The sequence below is a fragment of the Bacillus sp. EB106-04-04-XG123 genome (genome assembly GCF_058791855.1).
This window is the reverse complement of the sequence record NZ_JBYTDZ010000003.1, coordinates 59,027-84,887: the sequence shown is the minus strand read 5'-3', so window position 1 is coordinate 84,887 and position 25,861 is coordinate 59,027. Positions and strand designations below refer to the sequence as shown.

The window sequence follows — 25,861 nt, the reverse complement described above, 5'->3', positions numbered from 1 at the left end:
CTTTTCACTCTTATCCTATGCGAGAGACCTCATAGAGTTTGGACAAAACATATAGGAGATTCGCTCATTTTATACGGTACATGCAAATAGAATGTGACTTAGCTGCTCTCGGTGTGCTTGAATGAGATCGTAGTGTGTTTGCAGCGTCTCGTATAGAGAAGGTGGTATGTGTTCAGATAATTCCATTTCTGTTGGTTCCTCCTGCACCATGTGTTCATCGAATGAGAGAATCTGAATGTCACGGAAGCCAGCTGCTGTTAACTGCTCCTTCCATTCTTCAAGCGACAAGAGCGAGTGAAAACCGTAAAAATCTCGAACAATTGCCATCTCTTCACGTGTAAGAGGGGCTTTTAACACAGCTTCATTTGCAATCAATTGACTGCCAGGAGCAAGGACGCGTTTGATCTCAGCAAGTGCAGCAGGCAGCTTGGTAAAGCTTAAAACAGATTCACTGATGAGTAGAGAGAACGCTTGATCTGGAAAGGGCAGCTGCTCAATGGATGCCTCTAAGGCGCGGGTTGGCAGTTCCTCACGCTTGAATCGCAGGTTCGCCTTTTCAATCATCAATGGATGCGTATCAATGGCCTCCACCTGATAACCTATATTTCCTAAATAGGCGGCCGTCTGTCCTGTACCGCATCCGGCATCCAGTATACGTGCATGAGGCGGCAGTTTTATATGCTCAATCATCGTTTTTGTTAACTCAATTCCGCCAGGATGGGCACCTGATACGCCAAAATAGGCAAGCATTTCTACATAATCACTCATATCATCCCTTCTTTCCTTATCCTGTTCCTCTCTAAAGATTATGCAATAAAGGAGCAAATGGCTTATCTTTTCAAGTAGAAGTTGATCCTTTGGTTGACGGATGAAGCATCGTCCTTGATAATAATGAAAGGAGATAAAGGTGGTGTTTTTTTGAAAAAACAAATGAAGTTCGTGGTAGCCATTCTGGTGACTGCTGCACTGTCCTCTGCGATTACATTTGTGATCACAAAACAAGGTGCTGTCAGCGTCTCTGGAGACGAGAAGTTTAGTAAACTCATGGCTGCGTATACGAAGGTAAAGGATGAGTATTACGAAAAAACGGATGATCAAAAACTAGTAGATGGTGCGATCCAAGGAATGATTGCATCACTTGATGATCCATACTCTACATATATGGATCAGGAGGAAGCCGAAGGATTTAACAACACCATTTCTTCATCATTTGAAGGAATTGGTGCACAAGTAGAAGAGAAGGATGGACAAATTTTAATTGTCGCACCGATTAAAGGCTCTCCTGCTGAAAAAGCTGGTTTGAAACCTCATGATCATATTTTAAAAGTGGATGGAAAAAGCACCAAAGGAATGTCGGTCAATAAAGCAGTCTCTCTCATTAGAGGAAAAAAAGGAACGGATGTCCAGCTGCATCTCAACCGTCAAGGAGTGGGCGATGTAGATGTGACCATCACAAGAGACACGATTCCGCTTGAAACGGTGTATGCCAAACTCACAAAAGACAAAATAGGAGAAATCCAAATTACGTCCTTTGCTGAAACTACATCGAAAGAGCTGGATAAAGCAATTGATGACCTCGAGAAAAAAGGGGCGAAAGGTTTTGTCATTGACCTAAGAGATAATCCAGGCGGCATTATGACAGAAGCCATTGAAATGAGCAATGACTTTATCGATAAAGGGAAAGTCATTATGCAGGTTGAAGAAAAAGGGAAGAAACAAGTGTACAAGGCTGAAAAAGAACGCAAAGTCCATCAGCCGGCAGTTGTTCTTGTAAATGGCGGCTCAGCCAGCGCTGCTGAAATCATGGCGGCGGCTCTGCACCAATCTTCAGGCATTCAAATTGTGGGTGAAAAGACGTTCGGCAAAGGAACTGTTCAAAATGCGCAAAACTATAATGACGGTTCTAGTGTCAAGTTAACCATTGCAAAATGGCTGACTCCAGACGGTTCTTGGATTCACAAAAAAGGAATCGAACCACAGGTCAAAGCAGCTCTTCCAAGTTATGCAAAGCTGCCGTACTTAAGCCCGAAAAAATCGTATGAGCTAAAGGACAATGGAGATGAAGTCAAAGCTGCTCAAAAAATGTTCCAAGCGCTCGGCTACAAAGCTAAAGCAAACGGTGAGTACGATCAAGCATTCCAGTCTATCGTCAAAAGCTTCCAAACAGACAACGATTTAAAGGCAGACGGTATTCTGACAGGAGATACAACGACCGTTCTGATGACAAAGATCCAAGATAAGTTAAAGAACAACGATACACAAATGAAAAAAGCCATTGAGGTCTTGAAAAAAGAAATGAAATAAAGAAAAAGCAGTCCTCATCAGGGGACTGCTTTAAGTTTGTATAAAAACATTATGCTGAACAGGTTCTTTCCATGTCTAGTTTGCTTTCTTTTAAAATTCATGGTAGTGAAAGTAAGCATACTTTCATTTTTGATCCATGTAACGCTGTTAGGTGTTAATATTGGGATGAAAAAAGACTATTTTAAACTTGACAAAATAATGTAATTATGCTATAATTCACTTTCTTGTTTTTAGAATATATAATAGGATTCTCCTGGCCAGGAGAATCCTATTTTTTTGTCTAAAATAAAGGAGTGTGTTTGTATGAAGAAAGATGAGCCCAGTGTCACTTCGTTAATATCGGCTTTTGCTAGATCCTATCATAGTCAATTTGATACGCCTAAAATCTTTAATGATTATATAGCTAAAGAATTAATTTCTGAAAAAGAATTCAATGACATCAAAGAAAATATGGTTCAAGGCATACATTTCTTCAACAAAGATATCGCACAAAAATTCGAGGGAAATACAGAAGAAATATTAAAATGGATTACACAAGTCCAGCTGTCTCCAATAACCTTATCACGTGCTGCGTATTGCGAAAAAGTAATGCTTCATGAGGTAACGTTAGGATTAAGACAATATGTCATACTTGGCGCTGGATTAGATACTTTTAGTTTCCGACATTCAGAATTGGAAAACAGCTTAGAAATATTTGAAATTGATCATCCCACTACACAGGAATTTAAAAAGCAAAGATTGGACGAGGCTAACTTAAAAATCCCAAGTAATCTTCATTTTGTTTCTATGGACTTCACCAAAAATTTGTCCTATCAAAACCTAATAGGTCAAGGATTTGAAAACAAAAAGACGTTCTTTAGTCTTCTAGGGGTTTCTTACTATTTAACGAAAGAGGAAGTTTCAAGCTTAATAGATTATTTATTCACCAAGGTTCCATCAGGAAGTTCAATCGTTTTTGATTATGCAGATGAAAAACTATTTGAAGAAAAAGGAACCTCTAATAGAGTTGAAAATATGGTGAAAATGGCTTCAATAGGCGGAGAACCGATGAAATCATGTTTTTCGTACTTTGAAATCGAAAAGGTGTTAGAGAAATCAGATTTACTCATTTGTGAACATTTATCACCTGAAAAAATTAATAAACTGTATTTTAACAATAGAGAAGATTACCTATCAGCTTTTGAGACCATTCATTACATTCATGCCGTAAAAAAATAAAACACCAGCATGTACATTGGAATTGTGTTATACAAAAAATCTTGTAGACTTTGTCTACAAGATGAAAGCAGTCCTCATCAGGGGACTGCTTTTTCTTATCTTGTGATCGCTTCTGTTTTTTCATCATCCTTTTCAAATAGTTCATTCATGACAGAATTGGATGTGACCTTCTTTTGGAAGAATGGATTTAAAATCAAGATGACTACGACGTTTGCTAGTAAACCAAGAAAACCTTCATAAAGGCCGAACGTGACTTGTGAGATATTCGCTGTAAAGGTGACGATGATTCCAATGACTAACCCAGCAATCGTTGCTTCTCTCGATTGTTTTTTCCAGAATAAGCTGATGGCAATAGCAGGGAAGATTTGGACCATTCCTGAAACACCAATGAGCTGAAGTGTGACAAGTGCAGTTGGGAACAGCATTCCGAATAAAAGAGCGAGCCCGATGACGATAAACACCATCGAACGTGTAATGATGGTCAATCTTTTAGGTGACACATTCGGATGAATTAAGTCACGGTATAAATTATTGGCAAATAAATTCGATGCGCCAATAGCCATGATGGAGCATGGAATCAGGGAAGCCAAGGCAATCGTTGAATAAGCAAGCCCCTGCATCACGCCGCCATATGATGTTTGAATTAAATGAAGAAGAGCAAATCTTGGATTTGTATCTTCTGGTAAGACTAAAAAGGCAATAAATCCAAGGAAGATGACCAAAATCAATACAATATTATAAAGAGGCAAAAACATGCTGTTTTTACGGATGGCATCTGCGCTTTTGGCTGTAAAAACCCCAGTTGCCGCGTGTGCCCACATAAACAAAGCAAGGGCAGAAACGCCTGAAGCAGTAATGAACCATAAAATCCCCTTAGGGCCGCCTTCAGGGATCGTGAGAAGCTGAGGCGCTTCTTTGGCTAACGTGTTCATCATCGGTGTCCAGCCGTTAAAATGAATAATTGGCAGTGATACCACCATAAACAGCATGATCACCCAAACGAGAATATCCTTAATAATGGCTGTATATGTAGGACCTTTAATACCACTGAAAAATGTATAAAGTGCGACTAAAATAAATGAAATGATAACAACTGCATTGACATTAATATAATTAGTTCCAGCGACAGTTAACGTATCTTGAATCCCGCTCAGCTGAAGACAAATATAAGGAATCAGCATAAGTACCCCAACAATCGCAATCAAACTAGATAACAGCTTGCTGTCAAACCGCTCACGTGCATAATCGGCAAGTGTTGTAAGGTTGTGACTTTTCGCTACCGTCCATAGTTTCGGTAAAAAGAAATAAGCAATAAAATAAGCTAGGACTGAATACGGAATAGCGAAAAAAGCGACACTTCCAGCTGTATAAGCTGTACTTGTAAGCCCTAAAAAGGTATAAGCTGTATATAAGTCTGCGCCAACCAGGAACCAGACAAGCAGTCCGCCAAATTTTCTCCCGCCGACAGACCATTCTTCTACTGACTGTCTTGATGATTTGTCACGACCAGCGGCAAAACCGATGACCACGACGATGAAAATAATACTTGCAGTAATCAATAAAGCTGTTAAATTTCCTTGCATTAGTCAGTTCCTCCATTTGAATGTTGCATCTTATAAATGATAAATGTGCAAATTGGTGTGAGTACAATCCATAGTAAGAGCCAGAAGTGGAAAAAGGGCAGGCCGATGACAAATGGATGAATGCGGTTCGCAAATGGCAGTAATGCGAGCTGTCCAATGAATGGAATCGCGATAAGTAGTGCCAGCATCAATTTTTTGTTCATGATTTCCTCCTGAATATTTTGTAATTTCATAATAATAGCAGTTGTCAGATTAGATCACAAGACCATTTTCAGAAAAAACAATCATTTTGGTGAATATCATACTAATATAACGCTTTCATTCTTAAAAAGGAGAAAGAGTGAAGATGTAAAGAGGGAGAAGGGGAAAGAAAGTATGTAGAAATAATATTTAAAACAAATAAAAAAGCCCCAGCATAAAAGCTGAGACCTTGCCAATTTTTAAAGGAAATCAGATACTTCTTCGATGTCGAAACGATTGCTTTTATGAGCTTCTTTTGCTGCTTTACCAACAGAAATCAGCATCACCGGGTCGTAGCGGCCGCTTACATTGAATTCCTTGATGTATGCTTCTTTACTGAAGCCACCCATTGCACACGTATCATAGCCCATTGCTTTTGCCGCAATCATTAATTGCATAGCAGCTAATGAAGCATTTGAATAGGCTGCTTCTCGTGCATATTGCTCGCTTTGATATGCGCCATTGATTTGAGTCATCAATGTTTCTTTAATGTCTTCAGTAATAAAGCCTTGTTCAGCCAGCTCACTGTAGATTTTTTCGCCATTTTGGTTAGCTTCAAGGTCACCTAAAACTGCAATAACAGCTGATGCTTGTGATACTTGCTTTTGGTTGTACGCAATTGGAAGTAACTTTGCTTTTGCTTCAGCACTATGGAAAACAGTGAAGTGCCAATGTTGAAGGTTCCAAGCAGAAGGTGCTTTTGTTGTGATTTCAAGAAGCTCTGTTAACTCTTCTTTTGTCATTTCATGAGTAGTATCATACTCTTTTACTGAAGCTCTTTGTTTTAAGATGTCAATCGTTTTTTGATCGGTCGCCATATGGATATTTCCTCCCGTTTTTGCAAATAGTATGGTACAATAACTAAAAAGTGAGAAACTTACTTATTGTAACTAGAGATATTTTAAATTGTACACCGTTAGTTTGTCAAACAATCATGAAAAGAAAGGCTGAAATTTATGGAATTCCAATTATGTCCACACATTCAGCAAGCTTTTTTACTCCTAGGCAAAAGGTGGAATGGGCTTATTATACATGTATTGCTTGATGGTCCAAAGCGTTTTAAAGACCTCACAGACACGATTCCATCTATCAGTCAAAAAATGCTTGCAGAGCGTTTAAAAGAGCTCGAGCAAGAAGGAATTATAGAGCGGACTGTCCTGCCTGAGACGCCTGTCAAAGTCATTTACAGCTTAACTGAAAAAGGGAATGCGTTACATGATGTGTTTCATGAGGTATCTCGGTGGGCAGGGGAGTATACAGACTCTCACGGCAAAAAGGAGCAAGCCTAGTTTCAGGTTTGCCCAAACATTTTGACTCTTGATGAATATGCTGATGTTAGGCACATGACAAAGGAGGAGAAATGCATGTACCCTCATACTCCGTATTTTCGAGGCGGCGCCCCTGGCATTCCGCCATATGAATCCAGAGTCCCTTTGTTTTTTGGTTTTGGCGCTCCTTTGGTCGGCGGACTGCTTGGCGGATTTCTAGGAAGTGCGATTTTTAATTATCCCCGTCCATATTACCCCCCGCCACCACCGCCTGCTCCACCACCTTATGGCGGCGGATATCCACCATATTATTAAGAAAAAAGAGTAAGCCTGCTTCCATTCTAAAGCAGGCTTTTTATAATGGAATATCAATTTCAGAAATTCCTGGATCATCATGCTTTAAAAACATAATTTCCAATATACCGTCTTGATACGACGCCTTCGTTCCTTTTCGCTTCACAGCAGCGGGGAGGACGACTTTTTTCTGCGCCCCTTCTTCAGGAAAATGATCAATAAACAGCAGATTGGCTGTATGTTTGATTTTGACTTTTTCTGTGTTCGGACGAGCAAGTTCAATTTTGACAAACACATGATCAGTCGTCTCGAACACTTCGACTTCTGGCTCTTTTTCTTTTTGAACGTCAGTTTCTCTTGTTTTTTGATTTTGAGATAGGGGGTCCTGAAATGGGAACTGAGCAGGATAATTGGAGCCGAATACACTTTCCATGACTTGATTGACATACTGCTCAACGTCTTTAGGATCTGAATTCTTTAAGGCTTCTTTTGAGAACTGCTTTTGAAAAGGGAATAATCGGTTCCAGTCGAACATGCGAATCATCCTTTCTAAATGCCCTGAATTAGTATATGCCCATTCGCCAGCGTGCGTGCTATAATATACGTTAGATTTAGAAAGGGATGGTTACATTGAACGAACAGCATTCAAAAGGTGTTCTCTACACGGCAGCATCTTTTACACTCTGGGGTTTATTCCCGTTATATTGGAAGCTGATGGAGCATATTTCGTCAGGCGAAATTTTAGCGCACAGAATTGTATGGTCATTTGTGTTTATGTGCGGTATTCTTTTGTATCTAAAACAAGTCCGCCCAGCGATGCAGACAGTAAAGGGTCTCATACTGGATGGTAAAGCATTTTTTTCATTACTTTTATCTGCTATTTTAATTTCGGTCAACTGGTATGTATATATTTGGGCAGTCAATCATGGTCTTATGCTAGAAGCAAGTTTAGGGTACTATATTAATCCGCTTGTATCCGTTCTATTAGGGATTATTTTCTTAAAAGAACGACTAAATAAATGGCAAACCATTGCCATCCTCATTGCCGCATTTGGGGTGATCCTTTCAACAGTTCAATACGGGTCATTTCCTGTCGTTGCTTTCTTATTAGCCTTTAGCTTCGGTTTTTATGGTCTGATTAAAAAAAGGATGAGCTTCACGAGCGCGATTGGTTTGACGATTGAAACGCTGCTTCTCGCACCGGCTGCACTAGTGTACTTATTATTTTTCTTAAAAGAACCTGTTGTGACTATGAATCCTAACAGCTTCGGATCGCTCGGACTTTTATTTTTTGCAGGCGTTTTTACAGCCGTGCCGCTTCTTTTATTTTCAGAAGGCGCAAAAAGAATCCCTCTTTATCAAGTGGGCATTTTGCAATACATTGCACCGACAATTACGCTGTTTTTAGGGCTGTTTGTCTATCACGAACACTTATCCGCAGCTAAAATTGTGACGTTTCTTTGTATTTGGGTGGCGATTTTACTGTTTACCACCTCTCAATTACGCATGAAAAAAACTGCCAATTCTCATTAAGCCAAACGAGCAGTTTGCTTTTTTTTGCAGGCGGATCATGTCATAATAAGTTGTTACCAAAACTGTAGAGGTGATCATATGACGTCAGCTCATGAGCTTGCAGCCGCCTATCAATCTTTATGGAAAAATCGTCAGCTTGATGTTGATGATATGTCTTCTTTACACGAGGCCATATGTGATGATTTACTTGATGCACGAACTCATCCGAGGGCGAGGAAATCATTACACAAAAAGTATGTGCTTGCTGTGGAGAGAATTTTAGAAAGTGAGCTTAAGCATGATCATCAGCTGCAGCTGATCAGCTTACATACAAAAAAGCTGCGAGAATTAATTCAAAATGAAGGAAGGAACCACTCATGAAACCAATTCAAACGGAAGATGTCACAGCACATCTTGAATCGTTTTTAAATCGTCCAGTCTTCGTTCATCTTGAAACGACAACTGGTTCTTATTCAGCTCATGTAAACGAACAAAATATGACGGTTGTGGCATATATCCGCAACGCGAAAGTCGTCTATTCACAGGCGAAAATAAAAGGACAAGGTCCATACCGTGTTGGAATGAAAACAGAAGACGGCTGGATTTACGCAGAAGGATTAACCGATTATGTGTTTGATGACCAAGGCCGCCTGCTTTTAGCTGGGCACTTGCCAGACGGGAAACTAGCGATCTCATTACAAATTAGTGAAACACCATTTCAGGTGTAGAAGAAAGGGTGACGAGTCATGAACGAACATGTACTAGTGATGCTGCCTCACCCCGATGATGAATCCTTTGGGGTTGCAGGTCTCATTGCACAAAGCAGAAAACGCGGAATTCCCGTCACATATGCATGCGGGACACTTGGAGAAATGGGCAGAAATATGGGAAGCCCAACATATGCTAACCGTGAAACACTTCCGGAATTAAGAAAACAGGAATTAATCAATGCCTGCAAAGAAATGGATATCACAGACTTACGTATGCTTGGCTTGCGTGATAAAACATTGGAATTTGAAGACGACGAGTATTTGGCAGATGTGATGGAATCCATCATTGATGAAGTCAAACCGACACTCATTGTGACGTTTTATCCAGGACACGGTGTACACCCTGATCATGATGCGACAGGCGAAGCTGTGATTCGTGCTCTATACCGCAAGAAAAAAGAAGACCGGCCTGTCACATACTGCATGGCCATTACGAAAAATAGAGAAGAAGTGCTTGGAAATGCGGATATTGTCATTGATATTACAGATGTTGCAGATATCAAATTAAATGCACTGAGAGCGCATAGAACGCAAACAGAAGGCATGCTGAGAGAACTGGAACAAAAACTGAAAAACAAAGAACCAGTCGTCCAAAAATGGTTTGATGAAGAAATTTTCTGGACGTACCAATGGAATGATTAAACGCAAAAGCAGCTGACAAATATCAGCTGCTTTTGTTTTGTATTTAGTGATTTGATACATATCGAAGTTGACGTTTTTGAATCAACCTAAGACGGATAAAGAGGACGATGGCACCTGCGGCAAGACCGGCAATCAGCCCTATCCAATAACCAAACGCACCAAAGGAGGTATATGTGCCAATGAGATAACCGGCAGGAAGACCGATGACCCAGTAAGAGACAAAAGCAGCAATCAGCGTATAATTCACGTCTTTATAGCCGCGCAGAGCCCCTTGAATGGGTGCAGCAATTGCATCTGACAGCTGGAAGAAGATCGCGTAAATCAAAAAGTGCTGTGTCATTTGTAAAACAGCTGATTCAGCTGTATATAAACCAGCGATCTCAGGTCTGAATAACAAAATAAGTGCGGCCGTACATAATGAGAATAATACCGCCGTACCAATGCCGATATAGCTGTAGCTTTGCGCGTCTTTATATCTCTTAGCCCCCGCTTCAAACCCAACAACGATCGTTAACGCCATTGAGATACTAAGCGGTAAAATATAAAGAATAGAAGCAAAGTTCATCGCTGCTTGGTGACTGGCGATTGTAATGGTATCAAAGTGACCCATTAACAGCGTCACTGCTGCAAAGATACTCGTTTCAAAAAAGATCGCAAACCCGATAGGAAGGCCAATTTTCAGTATTTGCCCTACACGGGAGATATTGATTCGAGGCAGTTTTTGAAACAAACGAAATGAGGCGAATGGCTCTGCTTTAATGACAATACAAATACTCATGATGAAAATCGCCCAATACGTCATTGCAGATGCAAGGCCGGCACCCGCACCGCCAAGCTTTGGAAAGCCAAAATTCCCAAAAATCAATACGTAATTTAAAACAAAGTTAATAGGAAGTGCTGTGAGCGTGATGAACATCGTCACACGTGTTTTCCCTAGCGCATCAATAAATGACCTTAGCACCGAATAACCAAACAGCGGGATGATGCCAAACGCAAGAAAGCTGAGAAAATGCCGGGCAATATCCTCTACAGATTGCTCGAGTCCAAGTCCTCCGAGTATATAAGGAACGCTGATCGTACCAATGACAATCACAGCGATACTTAAAAGAAAGGACAAATAGATCGCCTGAAAGACAGCCCGGGGAACATCTTCTTTATGCCCAGCTCCCATCAGCTGAGCCACAATCGGAGTAACAGCCATCAAAATACCGGCAAGTCCTGTATAAACAGGTGTCCAAATACTAGAACCGATCGCAACCCCCGCAAGGTCTTCTGCACTTACTTTTCCAGACATCACCGTATCTAAAAAGGTAATAAGTGAAAGACCTGCTTGGGTGATTAAAATCGGAATCAAAATGGTTAAAAATAGTGTCAGCTTTGCTCGAATGCTATTCGTTTCTCTCATCATAAGTTCCTCTCTGAACAGAAATAACGAGAGGAATTATATCATGCTATGTAAAAAAATCAATTCTCCGTCGGATTATTTTTCTTAGATGGCTTCGTTTTTTTAAACATTTGGGCATAAATAAAAGAAAGACTGACAACACCTAAAATGCTGCAAGCATATTGGATGATTTTCTGAATGGTCATATTAAGCTCACCTCCATACAAATAGAATGTGCACAATTTGCTATTTTATAACAACAAGCGAAAGAAGGAGGGAAAAGGTCAGATGATCCACCGGACGAACGAAGAAGTCATATTTAAAGCAGGAATGAGAACACACTTGATGAACATTATGAAGGATGCAAGTGACATCATTGATTCTCTTGATGAAACAGAGCAGTGCTTACTTTGTGATCTCGAATCATTGCATGATCAGTTTAATGAAATGCATGCTGAGGCTTCGTCGTTTTATTTACAAGCGTATATGGAAGAATTCACACCAGGATTTGCTCAATTTTCTTTAGCTATCGAGAATTTATCAAAACAAAAGCATGGCGCACTCATTGTGATCCAAAGAAGGGATGAGGTTGAGGATTTTATTCAAAAAGGGACAAATCTTCATGCGAAAATTAGTGCTTCCTTAATAGAAAGCATTTTTTACCCGGGAAATCCACTTCATGATGGTGCTCTTTTAGTCAAAGAAAATACACTTGTTTCTGCTGCAAATGTGCTGCCGCTTACATCAAAAAAAGTGAGCCCGTCGCTCGGCACAAGGCACAGGGCAGCGATCGGACTCTCTGGTATGACCGATGCACTTGTTCTTGTCGTATCAGAAGAAACGGGAAAAATGTCGTTTGCGAAAGAAGGCGTGCTTTATCCGCTTACCGTAAAAGATCCGGAAATAAGAAAATAAAAACGAACGCTGCATTCTTCATTCGGAAGGATGCTTTTTTATTTGTGGAGAAAAAATAGCCAATTAAGCAAAAAGTCATTTGATACAGAAAAATTTGTCATGTAGAATAGAACTATGAAACTAGCAGCGTGCTTGTTTTGACAAATTTCTAAACGTCAACTTAAAAATTCCTTAAAAAATGTTTATAAATAAAACAAACAGCCGATAGAAACGATATGGCTTTGCTTTTTAGCATTTTGAGTTGGCTGCTTTAGCCTATTTGTTATTGCCCAACGTCTTCATGTCGAGTAATATAATAGAAATAAAGATAAAATAGTGCAAGAGAAGCAGAAACATTAAATGCTAAACTCGAAACTAGTACATAAGTCTTAATGAACCAAATTACGAAAGGCGGAGATTTCTTTATGAAGAAAAAAGTAGTAACCGGCCTCACAGTTTCAGCGATCGCTGGCTCAGCTGTGTTTGCTGCACCGGCAGAAGCACAGACGATCAAGGTGAAAAGCGGTGACTCACTTTGGAAGATTGCCGAACAGTACAATACAAGTATTTCGGAGCTTCAATCTCTTAATCAATTAAAAACAACGATGATTTTTGCAGGCCAAAGCTTAAAAATTCCTGGTGCAAAAAGCAAAAAATCGAGCTCATCAACAAGTTCAAAATCAACGAAATCAAGTGCTTCAACGACTTCCAGCTATACTGTAAAGCTTGGAGATTCTTTATGGCTGATTGCAAAAAATCATAAAATGTCAGTTGCGAGCTTAAAAAGCCTAAACAGCTTAAACAGCGACTTGATTCGTCCTGGTCAAAAGCTAAAGGTATCTGGCAGCACGAAGACGAGCGGAAGCCAGTCATCAAATTCAAACTCATCTTCAAACTCCAGCTCAAGCAATAAGACAACGAACTCAAATAGTTCATCGTCTTCAAGTACATACAAGGTTAAATTAGGGGATTCTCTTTGGAAAATTGCGAATTCGCTAAATATGTCGATTGGTGAAATCAAAACATTGAACGGATTAAAATCTGATATGATTTATCCGAATCAAGTATTGAAAGTCAAAGGGACGGCTGCATCAAAACCAAGTCAGTCAAAACCTACTAAACCAAGCAATTCAAACAGTAACCAGTCTTCTAGCGGGAAAACAACATCTTATACTGTAAAATCAGGCGATTCGTTATGGAAAATTGCGAATCAATTCAAAGTACAGGTTCAATCCATCCGCACAGCCAACAGCTTGAAAAGTGATGTGCTTAGAATTGGACAAGTATTAAAAATTAATGGTGCAGTTTCCGGCTCAACTGGATCGAACGGATCTACGTCTAACGGTTCAACAACTCCGGTCAACAATAACAAAAACGATGTACCAATGAACGCAAAGATCACGACAATGATCCAAGAGGGGAAAAAGCTGACAGGCGTTCCTTACAGATGGGGTGGTAATACTCCAGCAGGATTTGACTGCAGCGGCTTTGTTTACTATCTCATTAACAAAGTTTCATCTGTATCCAGACTAAGCACAGCAGGCTACTGGAATATGATGACTTCTGTTAGCACACCACAAGTTGGAGATTTTGTTTATTTTACAACGTATAAAGCGGGCCCTTCTCATATGGGACTATACCTTGGCGGGGGAGATTTCCTTCATGCAAGTGACAATGGAGTAGGGATCTCGAACTTAAGCAACCCATATTGGAAAAAAGCCTACTTAGGTGCAAAACGTTTCTTCTAAAAAAAGCCGATTTTCGGCTTTTTTTGTTTGCCTGCTGCTGTGATTGTCCATACTGATAACAAAAGGGGGCAGTCATAAATGAAAAAGTCAGTGTGGATGATCATGATATGTTTGGTCTTTACTGCGTCAGCATGTCATGCACCGCCGAAAAAAGAAATGACAGAAGAAACAAGCGAAGTTGCCGCACCTAAACAATCACCAGTCACGACGTCACTCATAAACGAAAGCGGGCAAAAAATAGGAAGCATTGAAATCAGAGAATCCTCAGAAAATGGGCTGGATTTGCATGTGAATGCGAAAGGGCTGCCGCCAGGTCCTCACGGTTTTCATATTCATGAAACAGGAATATGTGAAACGCCAGATTTTGAAACGGCAGGAGCTCACTTTAATCCAACCCATAGAGAACATGGTTTTGACAATCCAAAAGGGCACCATGCTGGAGATATGCCTAATTTAGAGGTAGGGGCAGATGGACAAATCGATGTTGTCGTGAACGTACCAAATGTGACGTTAAAGGGAGGCCCAAATCAATTAATCGATCAAAATGGGCGAAGCTTTATTATTCATGCAGAAGCAGATGATTATTTAAGTAACCCTTCTGGAAACTCAGGGAAACGCATCGCTTGCGGATCAATGACAAAAGAAATGGTAAAATAACAGAAGTCTAACCTTTATGTATTGAGTGCATAAAGGTTTTTTTAGTATACTTGGTGAGGAAAATGATCGAAGAGAGGAATTAATCATACATGTTTAACGAACAATCACTCCCAGAAGAAATTCAAGCAATGATTGAAGCAAAAGCAAAAGGGCTGGAAGAAGAATTTCGTCCACTTATTGGAACAGGCGGCTATGAATCACAGGATACTTCTATCATTCAAGATGCCATGATTGCATTAGCACTAGGAAAAAACGTTCTTTTAAAGGGGCCGACCGGCTCAGGTAAAACAAAACTAGCAGAAACATTATCCGCTTTCTTTCAGCAGCCGATGCACAGTGTGAACTGCTCGGTTGATCTTGATGCAGAAAGCTTGATTGGCTATAAAACCATTCATAATGATGGTCAGGTGGCTTCGATTGAATTCATCGAAGGACCTGTGACAAAAGCAATGAAAAAAGGCCATCTTTTATATATTGATGAAATTAACATGGCGAAGCCAGAAACACTTCCTATTTTAAATGGTGTACTCGACTACAGAAAAATGATGACAAACCCATTTACAGGTGAGGTTGTTCGAGCAGAGGAAGGCTTTGGCGTCATTGCGGCAATCAATGAAGGGTATGTCGGCACAGTGCCTCTAAATGAAGCGTTAAAAAACCGATTTGTTGTCATTGACGTTCCATATATCGGCGGCGGTATCCTGAAAGATGTGCTGCAATCTCAATCTGTTTTAAAGGATGAGCGGTTAATTGATCAATTCGTTCAGCTCTCATCAGACCTTATTACACAAGCTCATAACGGACAGGTGAGTGAAGAAGCAGCATCCATCCGCGCGCTCCTAGATACTTGTGATCTTGCGCAATACATCCCGCCGCTTCGTGCCGTTGAACGAGGGATTGTTGAAAAACTGGAAGATGACCGGGAAAAAGCAGCGGTAAGAAATATCACCCAAACATTATTCGAGTGAGGTTCTGACTTGTGAAATTTATCAAATTTAATGACAGCAGAATCGATTCATTTCTATTTATGGAATTAACGGATTTAGCTAAAACGTTAGCAAAAAGTGATGATGTCGAGCTTGAATACGGTGTGCAGTCCTACTATGAACCGTTTGAAAAGAAAATTTTTATCAGTCATTTTTGGGATGATCGTAAACAAGAAGATATGCTAGCAGGGCTGAAAAGTGATGTGTTCCTTCGTGCAGTAGGGACCGTTTATAGTGATCTTACTGTATTTCAGGAGATCGTTCGCTATGCGCATACATTATCCATTCCTGATGTATGTAAACAATTGTTTATGCTGTTTGAAGATATCCGGATTGAAGAGCGGATTAAACATGGCCGCCCAGGAACAAAAAAGGTATTTAAACGAAGAAGAGAGCTGTACCGGCGTCACTTTAAGACACAATTAACGATTAACCAAGAACGAAGCATATTAACGGATGCACTCTTTTGTGCGATTTATGTGAAGCTGACAGCTGATTCTCCGCTCGAAGAGATTCCGCCTCTTCATGAGCAGATCAATCCGATGATTCCGTTTATTGAGTCAAGTCTTGAACGTGTGTATGATGCGGGTTCAACAGCAGACATTGCAGCTATTGTCAAAGAATTGATGGAAGGCTTTGATGAGCTGCTTGAAAAGGACATGCTGAATACGTACTTTTTCTTCCCTGAATTGGACTATGAACAAGCGGCAAAAGAACCACTGTTCCATGACTTAAAAAGAAAACCTAAATTAAGTGAGGACATCAAAGTCGACCGGGAAAAAGAAGGCGATGAAGACATTCACCAAGAGTACATGGAAGTATGGCATCGAGAAACCGAAGCGCCATCAAAAAGCTTCCTTCAATTTGATTTAGAGCATGGCGGTAAAAGTGATCTTGGTAAGGATGCAGCAAGAGAAGGCGATGACGGAGATCAGGCACTCGGAACTGTACAAGGCTCTGCAAAGCAAACACACCGAAAAGATTATTCAAAGCTTGAGGCGCTGGAAGAGGCTGAAGGTGAAGAAAGCGGAGCAGACGGTCATGAAAATGGAAAAGAGAACAAATATGCGTTTCCAGTCATGATTTCACCAGATCCGCCTATGCCAGAACAAATCAATGTATACAAGCAGCATGCGAAGGAAATTGAGCCTTACCAAAAACGCTTAAAACAAATGATCCAAAAAACTCTTGAACATAAAAAATCTTGGCCTAAAACGGACCTTCATGCGGGACGTCTCAGCAAAAAGCTGATTCGCTACTTTACAGAGTCTAATCCGCGTCTTTTCTATAAAAAACAAGCACCGTCTTCTCAGATTGATGCTGTTTTCACCTTATTAGTAGACTGTTCAGCGAGCATGTTTGACAAGATGGACGAGACGAAAAAAGGCATTGTTCTATTTCATGAAGCGTTAAAATCCGTACAAGTCCCACATCAAATTGTTGGGTTTTGGGAAGATACAAACGACGCAACAGAAACAAGTCAGCCAAACTACTTCAACACAGTCGTGTCGTTCAAAGACTCTTTATTTGATGCAGGGCCTTCTATTATGTCTCTTGAGCCAGAAGAGGATAACCGGGATGGTTATGCGATCCGCCAAATGACAAAGATGATTTTAAAGCGAAGAGAAGAGCAAAAGTTTCTGATTGTCTTTTCAGACGGAGAGCCAGCTGCGTTCAGCTACGAACAAAATGGGATTGTCGATACGCATGAAGCAGTTCTTGAAGCGAGGAAAAAGGGCATTGAGGTGATCAATGTGTTTTTATCCAATTCGCCGATAGAAGAAGCACAGATGAAAACCATTCAAGATATGTATGGCAAGTTCAGCATTTTTGTACCAGATGTCGATACATTGCCAGATGTTTTATATCCACTACTGAAGAAACTGCTGCATAAAAGCATTGGGGCATAAGGTTTTGCCCCTTTCTTCAAATTATTTTTCGGAATGATTTAAATTTTTTGTTTTTCTGTGAATTTTTTATCTTTAATTGAACAAAGAATGTAGAAAGTAATCCAAAACAGTGGTAGAATATTATTGGAAGCGTTTTATTACATAAATTTGGTCATTGTGTTCTGGAAGTTATATCGAGATAGTGTTCAATCACTTGATGATCAAAGTTGGGGGTAGTGTTCAAAATGTTTCAAAATGATGTGAAACAACCGTTGAGTTGGGAAGAATTTCATGGTCCGAACCTCGGCTATGTGCTCGAGCTCTACGATCAGTATGTCCAGGATCCTACTAGTGTTGATGAAGATCTAAGAGGCATATTTGATGAACTTGGTGCACCACCGAGTGAAATGAAGGAGGAAATTGGGAAAAAAGAAAATAGCGTAGTTACTTCTGAACAAATCCAAAAGATAGCATCAGTCGTTAAACTGGCAGAAGACATCAGAACGTATGGCCATTTAAATGCTTCCGTCAATCCTCTTCGCAAAGAAAAGGAATTACAAGAACTGTTTCCTTTAAAGGAGTACGGTTTAACAGAAGAAGATGTCAAGAATATTCCGATATCTATTATTAGTCCGGATGCACCAAAACACATTTCAAACGGCATAGAAGCCATTAACCATTTGAGAAATACGTATAAGCGTACCATTTCATTTGAGTTTGATCACGTGCATGACTTCGAAGAGCGAAACTGGCTCTCAAAATCAATCGAGTCTGGTGAACTATTTAAGAAAAAACCATCAGATAAACTAGTTTCTGTATTCAAGAGATTAACAGAAGTTGAGCAGTTCGAGCAGTTTCTTCATAAAACATTTGTTGGGCAAAAGCGCTTTTCTATAGAAGGTTTAGACGCACTTGTCCCAGTACTTGATGAAATTATTTCAGAGTCCGTTACACAAGGGACTTCAAATATTAACATTGGAATGGCACACAGAGGCCGTTTAAATGTATTAGCACATGTGTTAGGGAAGCCATATGAGATCATTTTCTCAGAATTCCAGCATGCGCCAAATAAAGAGCTTGTTCCATCAGAAGGCTCTATCGGCATCAGCTATGGATGGACAGGGGATGTTAAGTACCATCTTGGAGCTGACCGTCAAATCAAAGACGAAGATACAAAGAGTGCGAGAGTCACGCTTGCCAATAACCCAAGTCACTTGGAGTTCATTGATCCAATCATTGAAGGAAGCACGCGTGCCGCTCAGGAATCACGTACTCAAAAAGGCTATCCAGTTCAAGACGTTGAAAAAGCGTTAGCCATCTTAATTCATGGGGATGCAGCATTCCCTGGAGAAGGAATTGTGGCAGAAACATTAAATTTAAGTCAACTTGTCGGCTATCAAGTGGGTGGAACCATCCATATTATTGCCAACAATATGATCGGGTTTACAACGGAAAGCAATGAATCTCGTTCGACGAAATATGCAAGTGACCTTGCAAAAGGGTTTGAGATTCCTATTGTTCACGTCAATGCAGATGATCCAGAAGCGTGTTTAGCGGCTGTTCAGCTAGCTGTAGAATACCGCAAACGTTTCAAGAAGGATTTCCTTATTGACTTGATCGGCTACCGCAGATACGGTCATAACGAAATGGATGAGCCTTCTACAACTCAGCCAATGCTGTACGATGCGGTCAGAAAGCACAAAACGGTCAAGAATATCTTTGCAGATAAACTTGTCTCAGAAGGTCTTTTGACAAAAGAGCAGCGTGAAGAAATCGAGCAGGCTGTGACGGCAAAAATAGAAGAAGCCTATAAAAAGGTGCCTTCAAAGAAAGAGCATACGATTCAAGAAATCGAACTGCCAGAGCCTGTATCAAACGGCTTCCCAGCAGTGGATACATCAGTAGAATTTGATGTATTGCGAAAGCTGAATGAAGAATTGATCAGCTGGCCGAATGATTTCCAAGTATTTGGTAAGCTGAAAAGGATCCTTGAAAAACGTGCAAAAGTGTTTACAGATGACCGTAAAGTAGAATGGTCACTTGGGGAAGCACTCGCATTTGCATCTATATTAAAAGACGGTACGCCAATTCGAATGACCGGACAGGATTCAGAGCGTGGTACTTTCGCTCAAAGAAACCTTGTTCTTCACGACAGTCAAACGGGTGATGAATTTATTGCTCTTCATGAACTGAGTGATGCAAATGCATCGTTTACTGTTCATAACAGTCCACTGTCAGAAGGCTCAGTCATCGGATTTGAATATGGTTATAATGTCTATTCTCCTGAAACGTTAGTGATTTGGGAAGCTCAATTCGGAGACTTCGCAAATGCGGCTCAAGTGTATTTCGATCAATTTATCTCAGCTGGCCGTGCAAAATGGGGACAAAAATCAGGTTTAGTGATGCTGCTGCCTCATGGATATGAAGGACAAGGTCCTGAGCATTCAAGTGGAAGAACAGAGCGCTTCCTGCAATCAGCTGCTGAGAATAACTGGACAGTTGCGAATCTGACAAGTGCAGCGCAATATTTCCATATTCTTAGAAGACAGGCGAAAATGCTGCTTCGTGAAGAGATTCGTCCGCTTGTCATTATGACACCGAAGAGTCTGCTTCGTAACCCGAACACATTGTCTGAGGTCCAAGAATTAACGGATGGACAGTTCCGTCCAGTTCTTGAACAGCCAGGTCTTGTACATGATCACGAAAAAGTATCGCGTCTCGTGCTATCTAGCGGGAAGGTATCCATTGATATTAGTGATCGTTTTACTCAAATGGAAGAGCCGAAAGATTGGCTTCACGTTGCAAGAGTGGAACAGCTGTATCCGTTCCCAGCCAAAGATATTAAAGGAATTTTAACAAAGCTGACAAACTTAGAAGAAATCGTATGGGTGCAAGAAGAACCGCAAAATATGGGAGCTTGGGGATACATTGAGCCATATTTACGTGAAATTGCGCCTGAAAAAGTAAAAGTACGTTACATCGGCCGAAGAAGACGTTCAAGTACGGCTGAGGGTGATCCAACTGTGCATAAAAAAGAACAAGAACGAATTGTATCTGATAGCTTGACTCGCAAAAACTAAGGGGGAAATGAAAAATGGCGGAAATTAAAGTACCTGAATTAGCGGAATCAATCTCGGAAGGAACGATTGCTCAATGGCTAAAGCAGCCGGGCGATTATGTGGAGCAGGGGGAGTACCTGCTGGAACTTGAAACAGATAAAGTCAATGTCGAACTGACTGCTGAAGAATCTGGTGTATTAAAAGAAGTGCTCAAAGATTCTGGTGACACTGTACAAGTTGGAGAGGTCATCGGAACAATTGCAGCAGGTGAAGCTGGCGGAAGCGAGTCCGCAGCTCCAGCACCTGAGCAAGCTTCTGCACCAGCTTCGAAAGAAGAACCGGCAGCTGCTCAAAAAGAAGAAGCAGTGAAAGAAGAGCCGAAAGCTGGTAATGGCAGAACCATCGCTTCTCCTGCAGCTAGAAAACTAGCGAGAGAGAAGGGATTAGACTTATCTGAGATTCCAACCGTAGATCCGCTGGGCAGGGTACGAAAGCAGGATGTCGCTTCTTATCAAAAGAATGAAGCACCTGCAAGTGCACCGAAAGCCGCGCCAAAAGCAAATGCGGCGGTGCAAACTGAACAACCAGGAAAGCCAGTTGAACGTGAAAGAATGTCACGCCGCAGACAAACAATTGCAAAACGTTTAGTTGAAGTTCAACAAACGGCTGCGATGCTGACGACATTTAATGAAGTCGATATGACAGCTGTGATGGATTTAAGAAAGCGTCGTAAAGATGCCTTCCTAGAACAAAATGATGTCAAGCTTGGCTTCATGTCCTTCTTTACAAAAGCAGTTGTAGCAGCACTGAAGAAATATCCGCTGCTTAACGCAGAAATTCAAGGTGATGAGCTTGTCTTGAAGAAATTCTATGACATCGGCATCGCTGTTGCTGCAAACGAAGGACTTGTTGTACCGGTTGTCCGTGATGCAGACAGATTGTCATTTGCGGGAATTGAAAAAGAAATTGGTCATCTTGCAAAAAAAGCAAGAGATAACAAATTGGCTCTTAGTGAGTTACAAGGTGGATCATTCACGATCACAAACGGCGGAACATTTGGTTCTCTGCTTTCAACACCGATTTTAAACAGCCCGCAAGTTGGAATTTTAGGAATGCATAAAATTCAGCTTCGTCCGGTGGCGATTGATGAAGAACGTTTTGAGAACCGTCCGATGATGTATTTAGCTCTTTCTTACGACCACCGTATTGTCGATGGTAAAGAAGCAGTTGGATTCCTCGTTACGATTAAAAACCTGCTTGAAGATCCAGAGCAGCTATTGCTTGAAGGATAATCTTCTATTATAAAAAGCTAGCACCTGTTAAGGTGCTAGCTTTTTTTCTTTTCACTGTCAGGTTGTCCTCGTTTTGACCAATACGTCGCAAGCCAGGAACCAGATAAGTTATGCCACACACTAAAAATCGCACTTGGTACGGCTGCGAGCGGCGAGAAATGTGCTGTTGCAAGGGCTGCACCAAGCCCGGAGTTTTGCATGCCTACTTCAATCGAAATCGCTCTTTGAGAAGGGATATCCATTTTGCACCATTTTGCGATCAGGTAACCAAATAAAAGACCGAGCCCATTATGTAAAATGACAACGGCCAATATCAGCAAACCAGATTGAAGAATCTGCTCTTTATTTGCACTGACAACCGCTGCAATGATCACCACAATTCCAGCAACAGATACAAGCGGCAATGCTTGAACCGCATAGTTTACTTGTTTTTTGAAAAACACCTTAACAATAACCCCTAAGATAATAGGAATAAGCACAACTTGGACAATCGACAAAAATAATGCCTCCGGTGATACAGGTAACCATGATCTTGCAAAGATAAAAATAAAAAGAGGCGTTAAAAAGGGAGCAAGAAGGGTCGATATAGTTGTGACCGCTACGGATAAGGCCATATTGCCTTTTGCTAAAAAGGTCATGACATTGGATGCAGTACCGCCTGGGCAGCAGCCCACAAGAATAACGCCTACTGCAATTTCAGATGGCAGCCGTAATCCGTAAGCTAATAGAAAGGCGATCAGCGGCATGAGTGTGTACTGCGCCAAAACCCCGATTAGCACATAGAGAGGTTTACGAAAAAGCTCCTTAAAATCTTCACCTGATAACGTAAGCCCCATCCCAAACATAATGATTCCTAGTAAAAAAGGGATATACGGTCCAATCTGAGAAAATACGTCAGGAAAAGCAAATCCAAGACATGCAAAGATAATGACCCAGATTGCGAAGGTTCTTCCTGCAAATTGACTAATGGTTAAAAGAATGTTCATTCATTGCTTCATCTCACTTTCCTCACATATCTTTCCTATTTTAAACGAATTTTCTGAAAAAACAACCCGTTCTTTATAAAGGTGTTGATAATTTAATTATGTAAACTAAAAATACCCCATATAAGCATGAGCCTATATGGAGCATCGTCTTAAAAAGGGGTCCACTTCACTTGCTGTGCTTGCTTAAGCCTTGCTTCTGGCTCACGCCAGTCAACTACATTCCACCAACGATCTACGTATTTCGGTTTTTCATTCAGATATTGAAGATAGTAGGCGTGCTCCCATACATCAAGGGCTAAAAGAGGGATTACGTCCCATTGTGACAAAAATTGATGGCGTTCTGCTTGTAAAATCTCTAATCGCTGGGATCTGGGCGCCCAAACGAGAATGGCCCAGCCGACACCCTCTACTTGTTTGGCCGCTGCTGAAAATTGAGATTTAAATGCGTCATAGCTGTCAAATGATTGTTCAATGAGACGAAGCATTTGTCCAGTGGGCTTTCGTTTTCCTGAAGGACTCATGGAAAACCAAAAAATACAATGTAAATAGTGCCCCGCACCATTGAAGGCAAGCTCTCTTTTCCAATGCTTGATCATTTTAAAATCATTGGTTCTTCTTGCATTTTTTAATGCAAGCTCAGCTTGGTTCAAACCATCAACATATGATTGATGATGCTTCTGGTGATGCAAATACATAATTTCTTTTGAAATAAACGGTTCTAGTGCATCATACCGGTAAGGGAGAGGAGGTAGCTTATGATTTCCCGCTGCTACCTCTCGCATGTCTTCTTGTGGTTTCATGTCCTCAGAAATACGTTCTGCCAGTTCGTACCACTCTTGTTCACTGGAATGTTCATCATCCATTGAAAACCATAAATGGTCTACTTTTTGACGGATGTTGTCATCTTGAATCGCGGGTTGAATGGAGCTAAGCCACTCTTTGAGCTGCATTCGATACTGTTCCTTATTCATTCTTACGCCTCATTTCATCTAAAAATGTAGAACAAGTCATCATGGGAAAGACAAATGGGTAGCTATGATAGGTGATGTAAAATTGCTTTGGCAGGCCAATGCCCACTGGATAGTGCAAGGCTTCACTCGTGTGCTGATGATGGATCAAAAATGAGATGGCTTTTAAAATCGCTTTGTCATCTGGCTTCTCATATTGTAAAAGTGCCTCTGCTGCCCAAGCCGTCTGAACCACTGTGCCAAACGGGAGGGGGACATACGTTTTTACCTCTGCACTTTTACACGATTCTCCGAAGCTGCCATCTTCTCGTTGAATCTGCTTTAAAAATTGGCACGCTTTTTGAACAGCAGGATGGGTGGAGGGGATGCCGGCAGCTTTTAGTCCTGTTAATGCTGCCCACGTTCCATAAATATAGCAAACACCCCATCTGCCAAACCATGATCCATTTTTCTCTTGATGATCTAGGAGCCACTTGACACATTGATCTTTTTGCCTGTGAACGGGTGGTGACATGTTTTTCTCTTCAAGACCAATGAGATGAAGCACCCGGCCTGTAATATCGGGAGTCGATGGATCGATCGCTGCATCCTCCGCAGATTCAAGCGGCAGATGTCGAAGCAGGAAGTGATCTTGATTTTTTTCAAAAGCAGAGAATCCGCCGTCACGGTTTTGCATGGAAAGAAGCCAATGAAATCCTCGTTTCCATTGAACTGGTGCGTATGTTCGCGGAATGGCTTTTAAGACAATTTGCGTATCATCACAATCAGGGTTATTTGTGTTGATATCTGAAAAACCAAAGCCTCCCGGGGCAGCATGACGGTTATGAATCGCCCAATCTGCTTTCTTCATTTGCTGCCGGTTCAGCAAGTATGAGAAAGACTTAGTGATGACTGGGTCTTCTTGTTTTTTGCCAGCTTTTTGAGAAGCATAACTGACAAGCGCTGTATCCCAAACTGTGGATGTGGAATTTTCTGCATACATTCTGCCCTGACAGACAGTGACTAGCTTTTTCATGCCTTTGACTGCTTTTAAAATGAGATGATGTCCCGGGGAGTACCCAAGACTCATAAGTGCATAGACCATAAAAATACTGGCACTTAAATAGCTGTACAGCGTGCCATCTTTTTCAAGGCGATCAAACATATATCGCTTTGCTGCTTCATATCCGAAAAAGTCCAGCCGGCTGTCGAGTGCTGTATACGACCGCATGTAAGTCAGAAAGTGTTGAGCGGAACGTTCTTCTCTTGCCATAAACCAGTCAAATGGATTCTTAGACATGTTTGCATCAAGGTGTGCCAAACTTGGAAATGTCTCATGAGAGGTATATCGTTTATTGAGTGCAATCATCATTGGTACAAAGTGAATTCTTGCATATGCACTAAGATGATAAAAGTGCAGCGGAAAGTATGTAGGGATGAGTAAAAAGGAAAGTGGTGCATAGAAATACGGCCAAGGGTGCATGCCGTTGACAGCGAGCATCCACTTTGTCATAAAGTGAACGTTCTTTAATCCGCCTTTTGAACGTATATATTGCGCTGCTTTTTCCATATGAGGCTCATCTTGTTGAAACCTGCCTGATACGAGCATTCCGCAATAGCCCTGCACAGTGGCAGTTACATGTCCTGTTTGATCATGATACAAAGAAAAAGACCCATCCTCATTTTGTTTTTCGCGTATCGCTTCTGCTAATTGATGAACCAACGCCTGATCCGAATCACCGACAGCCTTTAACAGCATAATCAAAAAAGCATTTGTCATCATAGGACCTTCAAAGCAGAAAACAAAGGCGCCATCATCTCGTTGTCTTCGCTGCATTTGTATGTGCAATTCTTCGATAAATTCGTTTACTTTCAATTGAAAATCTTGCATATGCGGCCATGCTCCTTTCCTTTCATACTATATTCAGGAGCCGGCCTGTCACATGCAAACACAAAAAAAGCCGATGACAGGGTCACCGGCTCAGCGTGTAGACAAACCCTCGCATTCGGTGTCAGGTCTGTGCGCTGGTGCTCACGAATGTCAATTCGCTCCGCGCCAGTGCTCGTCCTTCCTAGACTGCAAAGGTTTTCTATCACGCTGAAAAGAAGACAAAGTGCTAAAATAAAAATCATTTTAGCACTTTGTCAACGATCTGAGCCGATGACAGGGTCAAAGGCTTTCTTGGCG

Annotated in this window: 25 protein-coding genes; 15 read left to right on the top strand and 10 right to left on the bottom strand. The window is 41.1% G+C overall.

The annotated features are described in order from the left end of the window. Positions 1–69: 69 nt before the first annotated feature. A complete protein-coding gene (locus AC3WTB_RS10785; RefSeq protein ID WP_492333716.1) occupies positions 70–768 on the bottom strand; it encodes a class I SAM-dependent methyltransferase in 699 nt (232 codons plus the stop codon). A 150-nt stretch (positions 769–918) separates the two neighbouring features. On the opposite strand from AC3WTB_RS10785, the gene AC3WTB_RS10780 reads away from it, so the two are divergent. After that, a complete protein-coding gene (locus AC3WTB_RS10780; RefSeq protein ID WP_268474792.1) occupies positions 919–2,304 on the top strand; it encodes a S41 family peptidase in 1,386 nt (461 codons plus the stop codon). Between the two features lie 303 nt (positions 2,305–2,607). Then, the gene (locus tag AC3WTB_RS10775) at positions 2,608–3,522 is read left to right on the top strand and encodes a class I SAM-dependent methyltransferase (RefSeq protein ID WP_492333715.1); all 915 of its coding nucleotides are present in this window, start codon (positions 2,608–2,610) and stop codon (positions 3,520–3,522) included. A 95-nt stretch (positions 3,523–3,617) separates the two neighbouring features. Here AC3WTB_RS10775 and AC3WTB_RS10770 read toward each other — a convergent pair whose 3' ends face one another. From AC3WTB_RS10770 to AC3WTB_RS10760, 3 genes are all read right to left on the bottom strand, one after another. After that, entirely contained in the window at positions 3,618–5,105 is a 1,488-nt protein-coding gene (locus AC3WTB_RS10770; protein WP_039179321.1) for a sodium:solute symporter family protein, read from the bottom strand. Next, a complete protein-coding gene (locus tag AC3WTB_RS10765; RefSeq protein ID WP_024422700.1) occupies positions 5,105–5,308 on the bottom strand; it encodes a DUF3311 domain-containing protein in 204 nt (67 codons plus the stop codon). The genes AC3WTB_RS10770 and AC3WTB_RS10765 overlap by 1 nt, the downstream gene beginning before the upstream one ends. A gap of 237 nt (positions 5,309–5,545) precedes the next feature. Continuing rightward, positions 5,546–6,163: a nitroreductase family protein gene (locus AC3WTB_RS10760; RefSeq protein ID WP_041085726.1), complete on the bottom strand. Its 618-nt coding sequence runs from the start codon at positions 6,161–6,163 to the stop codon at positions 5,546–5,548. A gap of 138 nt (positions 6,164–6,301) precedes the next feature. Here AC3WTB_RS10760 and AC3WTB_RS10755 point away from each other — a divergent pair, with 138 nt between their 5' ends. After that, the gene (locus AC3WTB_RS10755) at positions 6,302–6,634 is read left to right on the top strand and encodes a winged helix-turn-helix transcriptional regulator (RefSeq protein ID WP_024428324.1); all 333 of its coding nucleotides are present in this window, start codon (positions 6,302–6,304) and stop codon (positions 6,632–6,634) included. Between the two features lie 75 nt (positions 6,635–6,709). Further along, the gene (locus tag AC3WTB_RS10750; protein ID WP_024422697.1) at positions 6,710–6,928 is read left to right on the top strand and encodes a hypothetical protein; all 219 of its coding nucleotides are present in this window, start codon (positions 6,710–6,712) and stop codon (positions 6,926–6,928) included. A 40-nt stretch (positions 6,929–6,968) separates the two neighbouring features. Here the strand turns inward: AC3WTB_RS10750 and AC3WTB_RS10745 are convergent, their stop codons facing one another. Then, on the bottom strand, positions 6,969–7,442 hold the full coding sequence (locus tag AC3WTB_RS10745; protein ID WP_039179316.1) for an Hsp20/alpha crystallin family protein: 474 nt from the start codon (positions 7,440–7,442) through the stop codon (positions 6,969–6,971). Between the two features lie 86 nt (positions 7,443–7,528). Here AC3WTB_RS10745 and rarD point away from each other — a divergent pair, with 86 nt between their 5' ends. From rarD to bshB2, 4 genes are all read left to right on the top strand, one after another. After that, positions 7,529–8,440, top strand: coding sequence for an EamA family transporter RarD (gene rarD, locus AC3WTB_RS10740; RefSeq protein WP_059375535.1), 912 nt, complete (start codon positions 7,529–7,531; stop codon positions 8,438–8,440). A 78-nt stretch (positions 8,441–8,518) separates the two neighbouring features. After that, entirely contained in the window at positions 8,519–8,800 is a 282-nt protein-coding gene (gene yoyC / locus AC3WTB_RS10735) for a protein YoyC (protein ID WP_492333714.1), read from the top strand. Continuing rightward, positions 8,797–9,147, top strand: coding sequence for a YojF family protein (locus AC3WTB_RS10730; RefSeq protein ID WP_008359999.1), 351 nt, complete (start codon positions 8,797–8,799; stop codon positions 9,145–9,147). Before yoyC ends, AC3WTB_RS10730 begins: the two co-directional genes overlap by 4 nt. Before the next feature lie 18 nt (positions 9,148–9,165). Further along, positions 9,166–9,831, top strand: a complete 666-nt coding sequence (gene bshB2, locus AC3WTB_RS10725; protein WP_039179311.1) for a bacillithiol biosynthesis deacetylase BshB2 — start codon at positions 9,166–9,168, stop codon at positions 9,829–9,831. A 43-nt stretch (positions 9,832–9,874) separates the two neighbouring features. Here the strand turns inward: bshB2 and AC3WTB_RS10720 are convergent, their stop codons facing one another. Then, the gene (locus tag AC3WTB_RS10720; RefSeq protein WP_048239424.1) at positions 9,875–11,236 is read right to left on the bottom strand and encodes an MATE family efflux transporter; all 1,362 of its coding nucleotides are present in this window, start codon (positions 11,234–11,236) and stop codon (positions 9,875–9,877) included. Between the two features lie 59 nt (positions 11,237–11,295). After that, positions 11,296–11,421 carry a hypothetical protein gene (locus tag AC3WTB_RS10715; protein WP_008359993.1) on the bottom strand — a complete coding sequence of 42 codons (126 nt, stop codon included), beginning with the start codon at positions 11,419–11,421 and terminating at the stop codon, positions 11,296–11,298. A gap of 82 nt (positions 11,422–11,503) precedes the next feature. Between AC3WTB_RS10715 and cdaS the strand changes: the two genes are divergently transcribed. The 7 genes from cdaS to odhB all read left to right on the top strand — a co-directional run bounded on the left by cdaS (position 11,504) and on the right by odhB (position 21,740). Then, positions 11,504–12,130 (top strand): sporulation-specific diadenylate cyclase CdaS, encoded by a 627-nt coding sequence (gene cdaS / locus AC3WTB_RS10710; RefSeq protein WP_044332896.1) that lies wholly within the window; start codon positions 11,504–11,506, stop codon positions 12,128–12,130. A 404-nt stretch (positions 12,131–12,534) separates the two neighbouring features. After that, a complete protein-coding gene (locus AC3WTB_RS10705; RefSeq protein WP_492333713.1) occupies positions 12,535–13,857 on the top strand; it encodes a C40 family peptidase in 1,323 nt (440 codons plus the stop codon). 78 nt (positions 13,858–13,935) lie between these two features. Beyond that, on the top strand, positions 13,936–14,514 hold the full coding sequence (locus AC3WTB_RS10700; RefSeq protein WP_492333712.1) for a superoxide dismutase family protein: 579 nt from the start codon (positions 13,936–13,938) through the stop codon (positions 14,512–14,514). A gap of 89 nt (positions 14,515–14,603) precedes the next feature. Then, positions 14,604–15,482: an ATP-binding protein gene (locus AC3WTB_RS10695; protein ID WP_492333711.1), complete on the top strand. Its 879-nt coding sequence runs from the start codon at positions 14,604–14,606 to the stop codon at positions 15,480–15,482. An 11-nt stretch (positions 15,483–15,493) separates the two neighbouring features. Then, entirely contained in the window at positions 15,494–17,410 is a 1,917-nt protein-coding gene (locus AC3WTB_RS10690; RefSeq protein ID WP_064497476.1) for a vWA domain-containing protein, read from the top strand. 224 nt (positions 17,411–17,634) lie between these two features. Then, complete coding sequence (sucA, locus tag AC3WTB_RS10685) at positions 17,635–20,469, top strand: 2-oxoglutarate dehydrogenase E1 component (RefSeq protein WP_039179296.1); 2,835 nt, start codon at positions 17,635–17,637, stop codon at positions 20,467–20,469. 14 nt (positions 20,470–20,483) lie between these two features. Further along, a complete protein-coding gene (gene odhB / locus AC3WTB_RS10680) occupies positions 20,484–21,740 on the top strand; it encodes a 2-oxoglutarate dehydrogenase complex dihydrolipoyllysine-residue succinyltransferase (protein WP_039179294.1) in 1,257 nt (418 codons plus the stop codon). A 35-nt stretch (positions 21,741–21,775) separates the two neighbouring features. On the opposite strand, the gene AC3WTB_RS10675 is transcribed toward odhB, so the two are convergent. From AC3WTB_RS10675 to AC3WTB_RS10665, 3 genes are all read right to left on the bottom strand, one after another. Further along, entirely contained in the window at positions 21,776–22,726 is a 951-nt protein-coding gene (locus AC3WTB_RS10675; protein ID WP_039179291.1) for a bile acid:sodium symporter family protein, read from the bottom strand. A gap of 149 nt (positions 22,727–22,875) precedes the next feature. Next, complete coding sequence (locus AC3WTB_RS10670; protein WP_492333710.1) at positions 22,876–23,697, bottom strand: superoxide dismutase; 822 nt, start codon at positions 23,695–23,697, stop codon at positions 22,876–22,878. Beyond that, positions 23,690–25,564 (bottom strand): terpene cyclase/mutase family protein, encoded by a 1,875-nt coding sequence (locus AC3WTB_RS10665; protein WP_126681688.1) that lies wholly within the window; start codon positions 25,562–25,564, stop codon positions 23,690–23,692. The genes AC3WTB_RS10670 and AC3WTB_RS10665 overlap by 8 nt, the downstream gene beginning before the upstream one ends. Between the last annotated feature and the right edge of the window lie 297 nt (positions 25,565–25,861).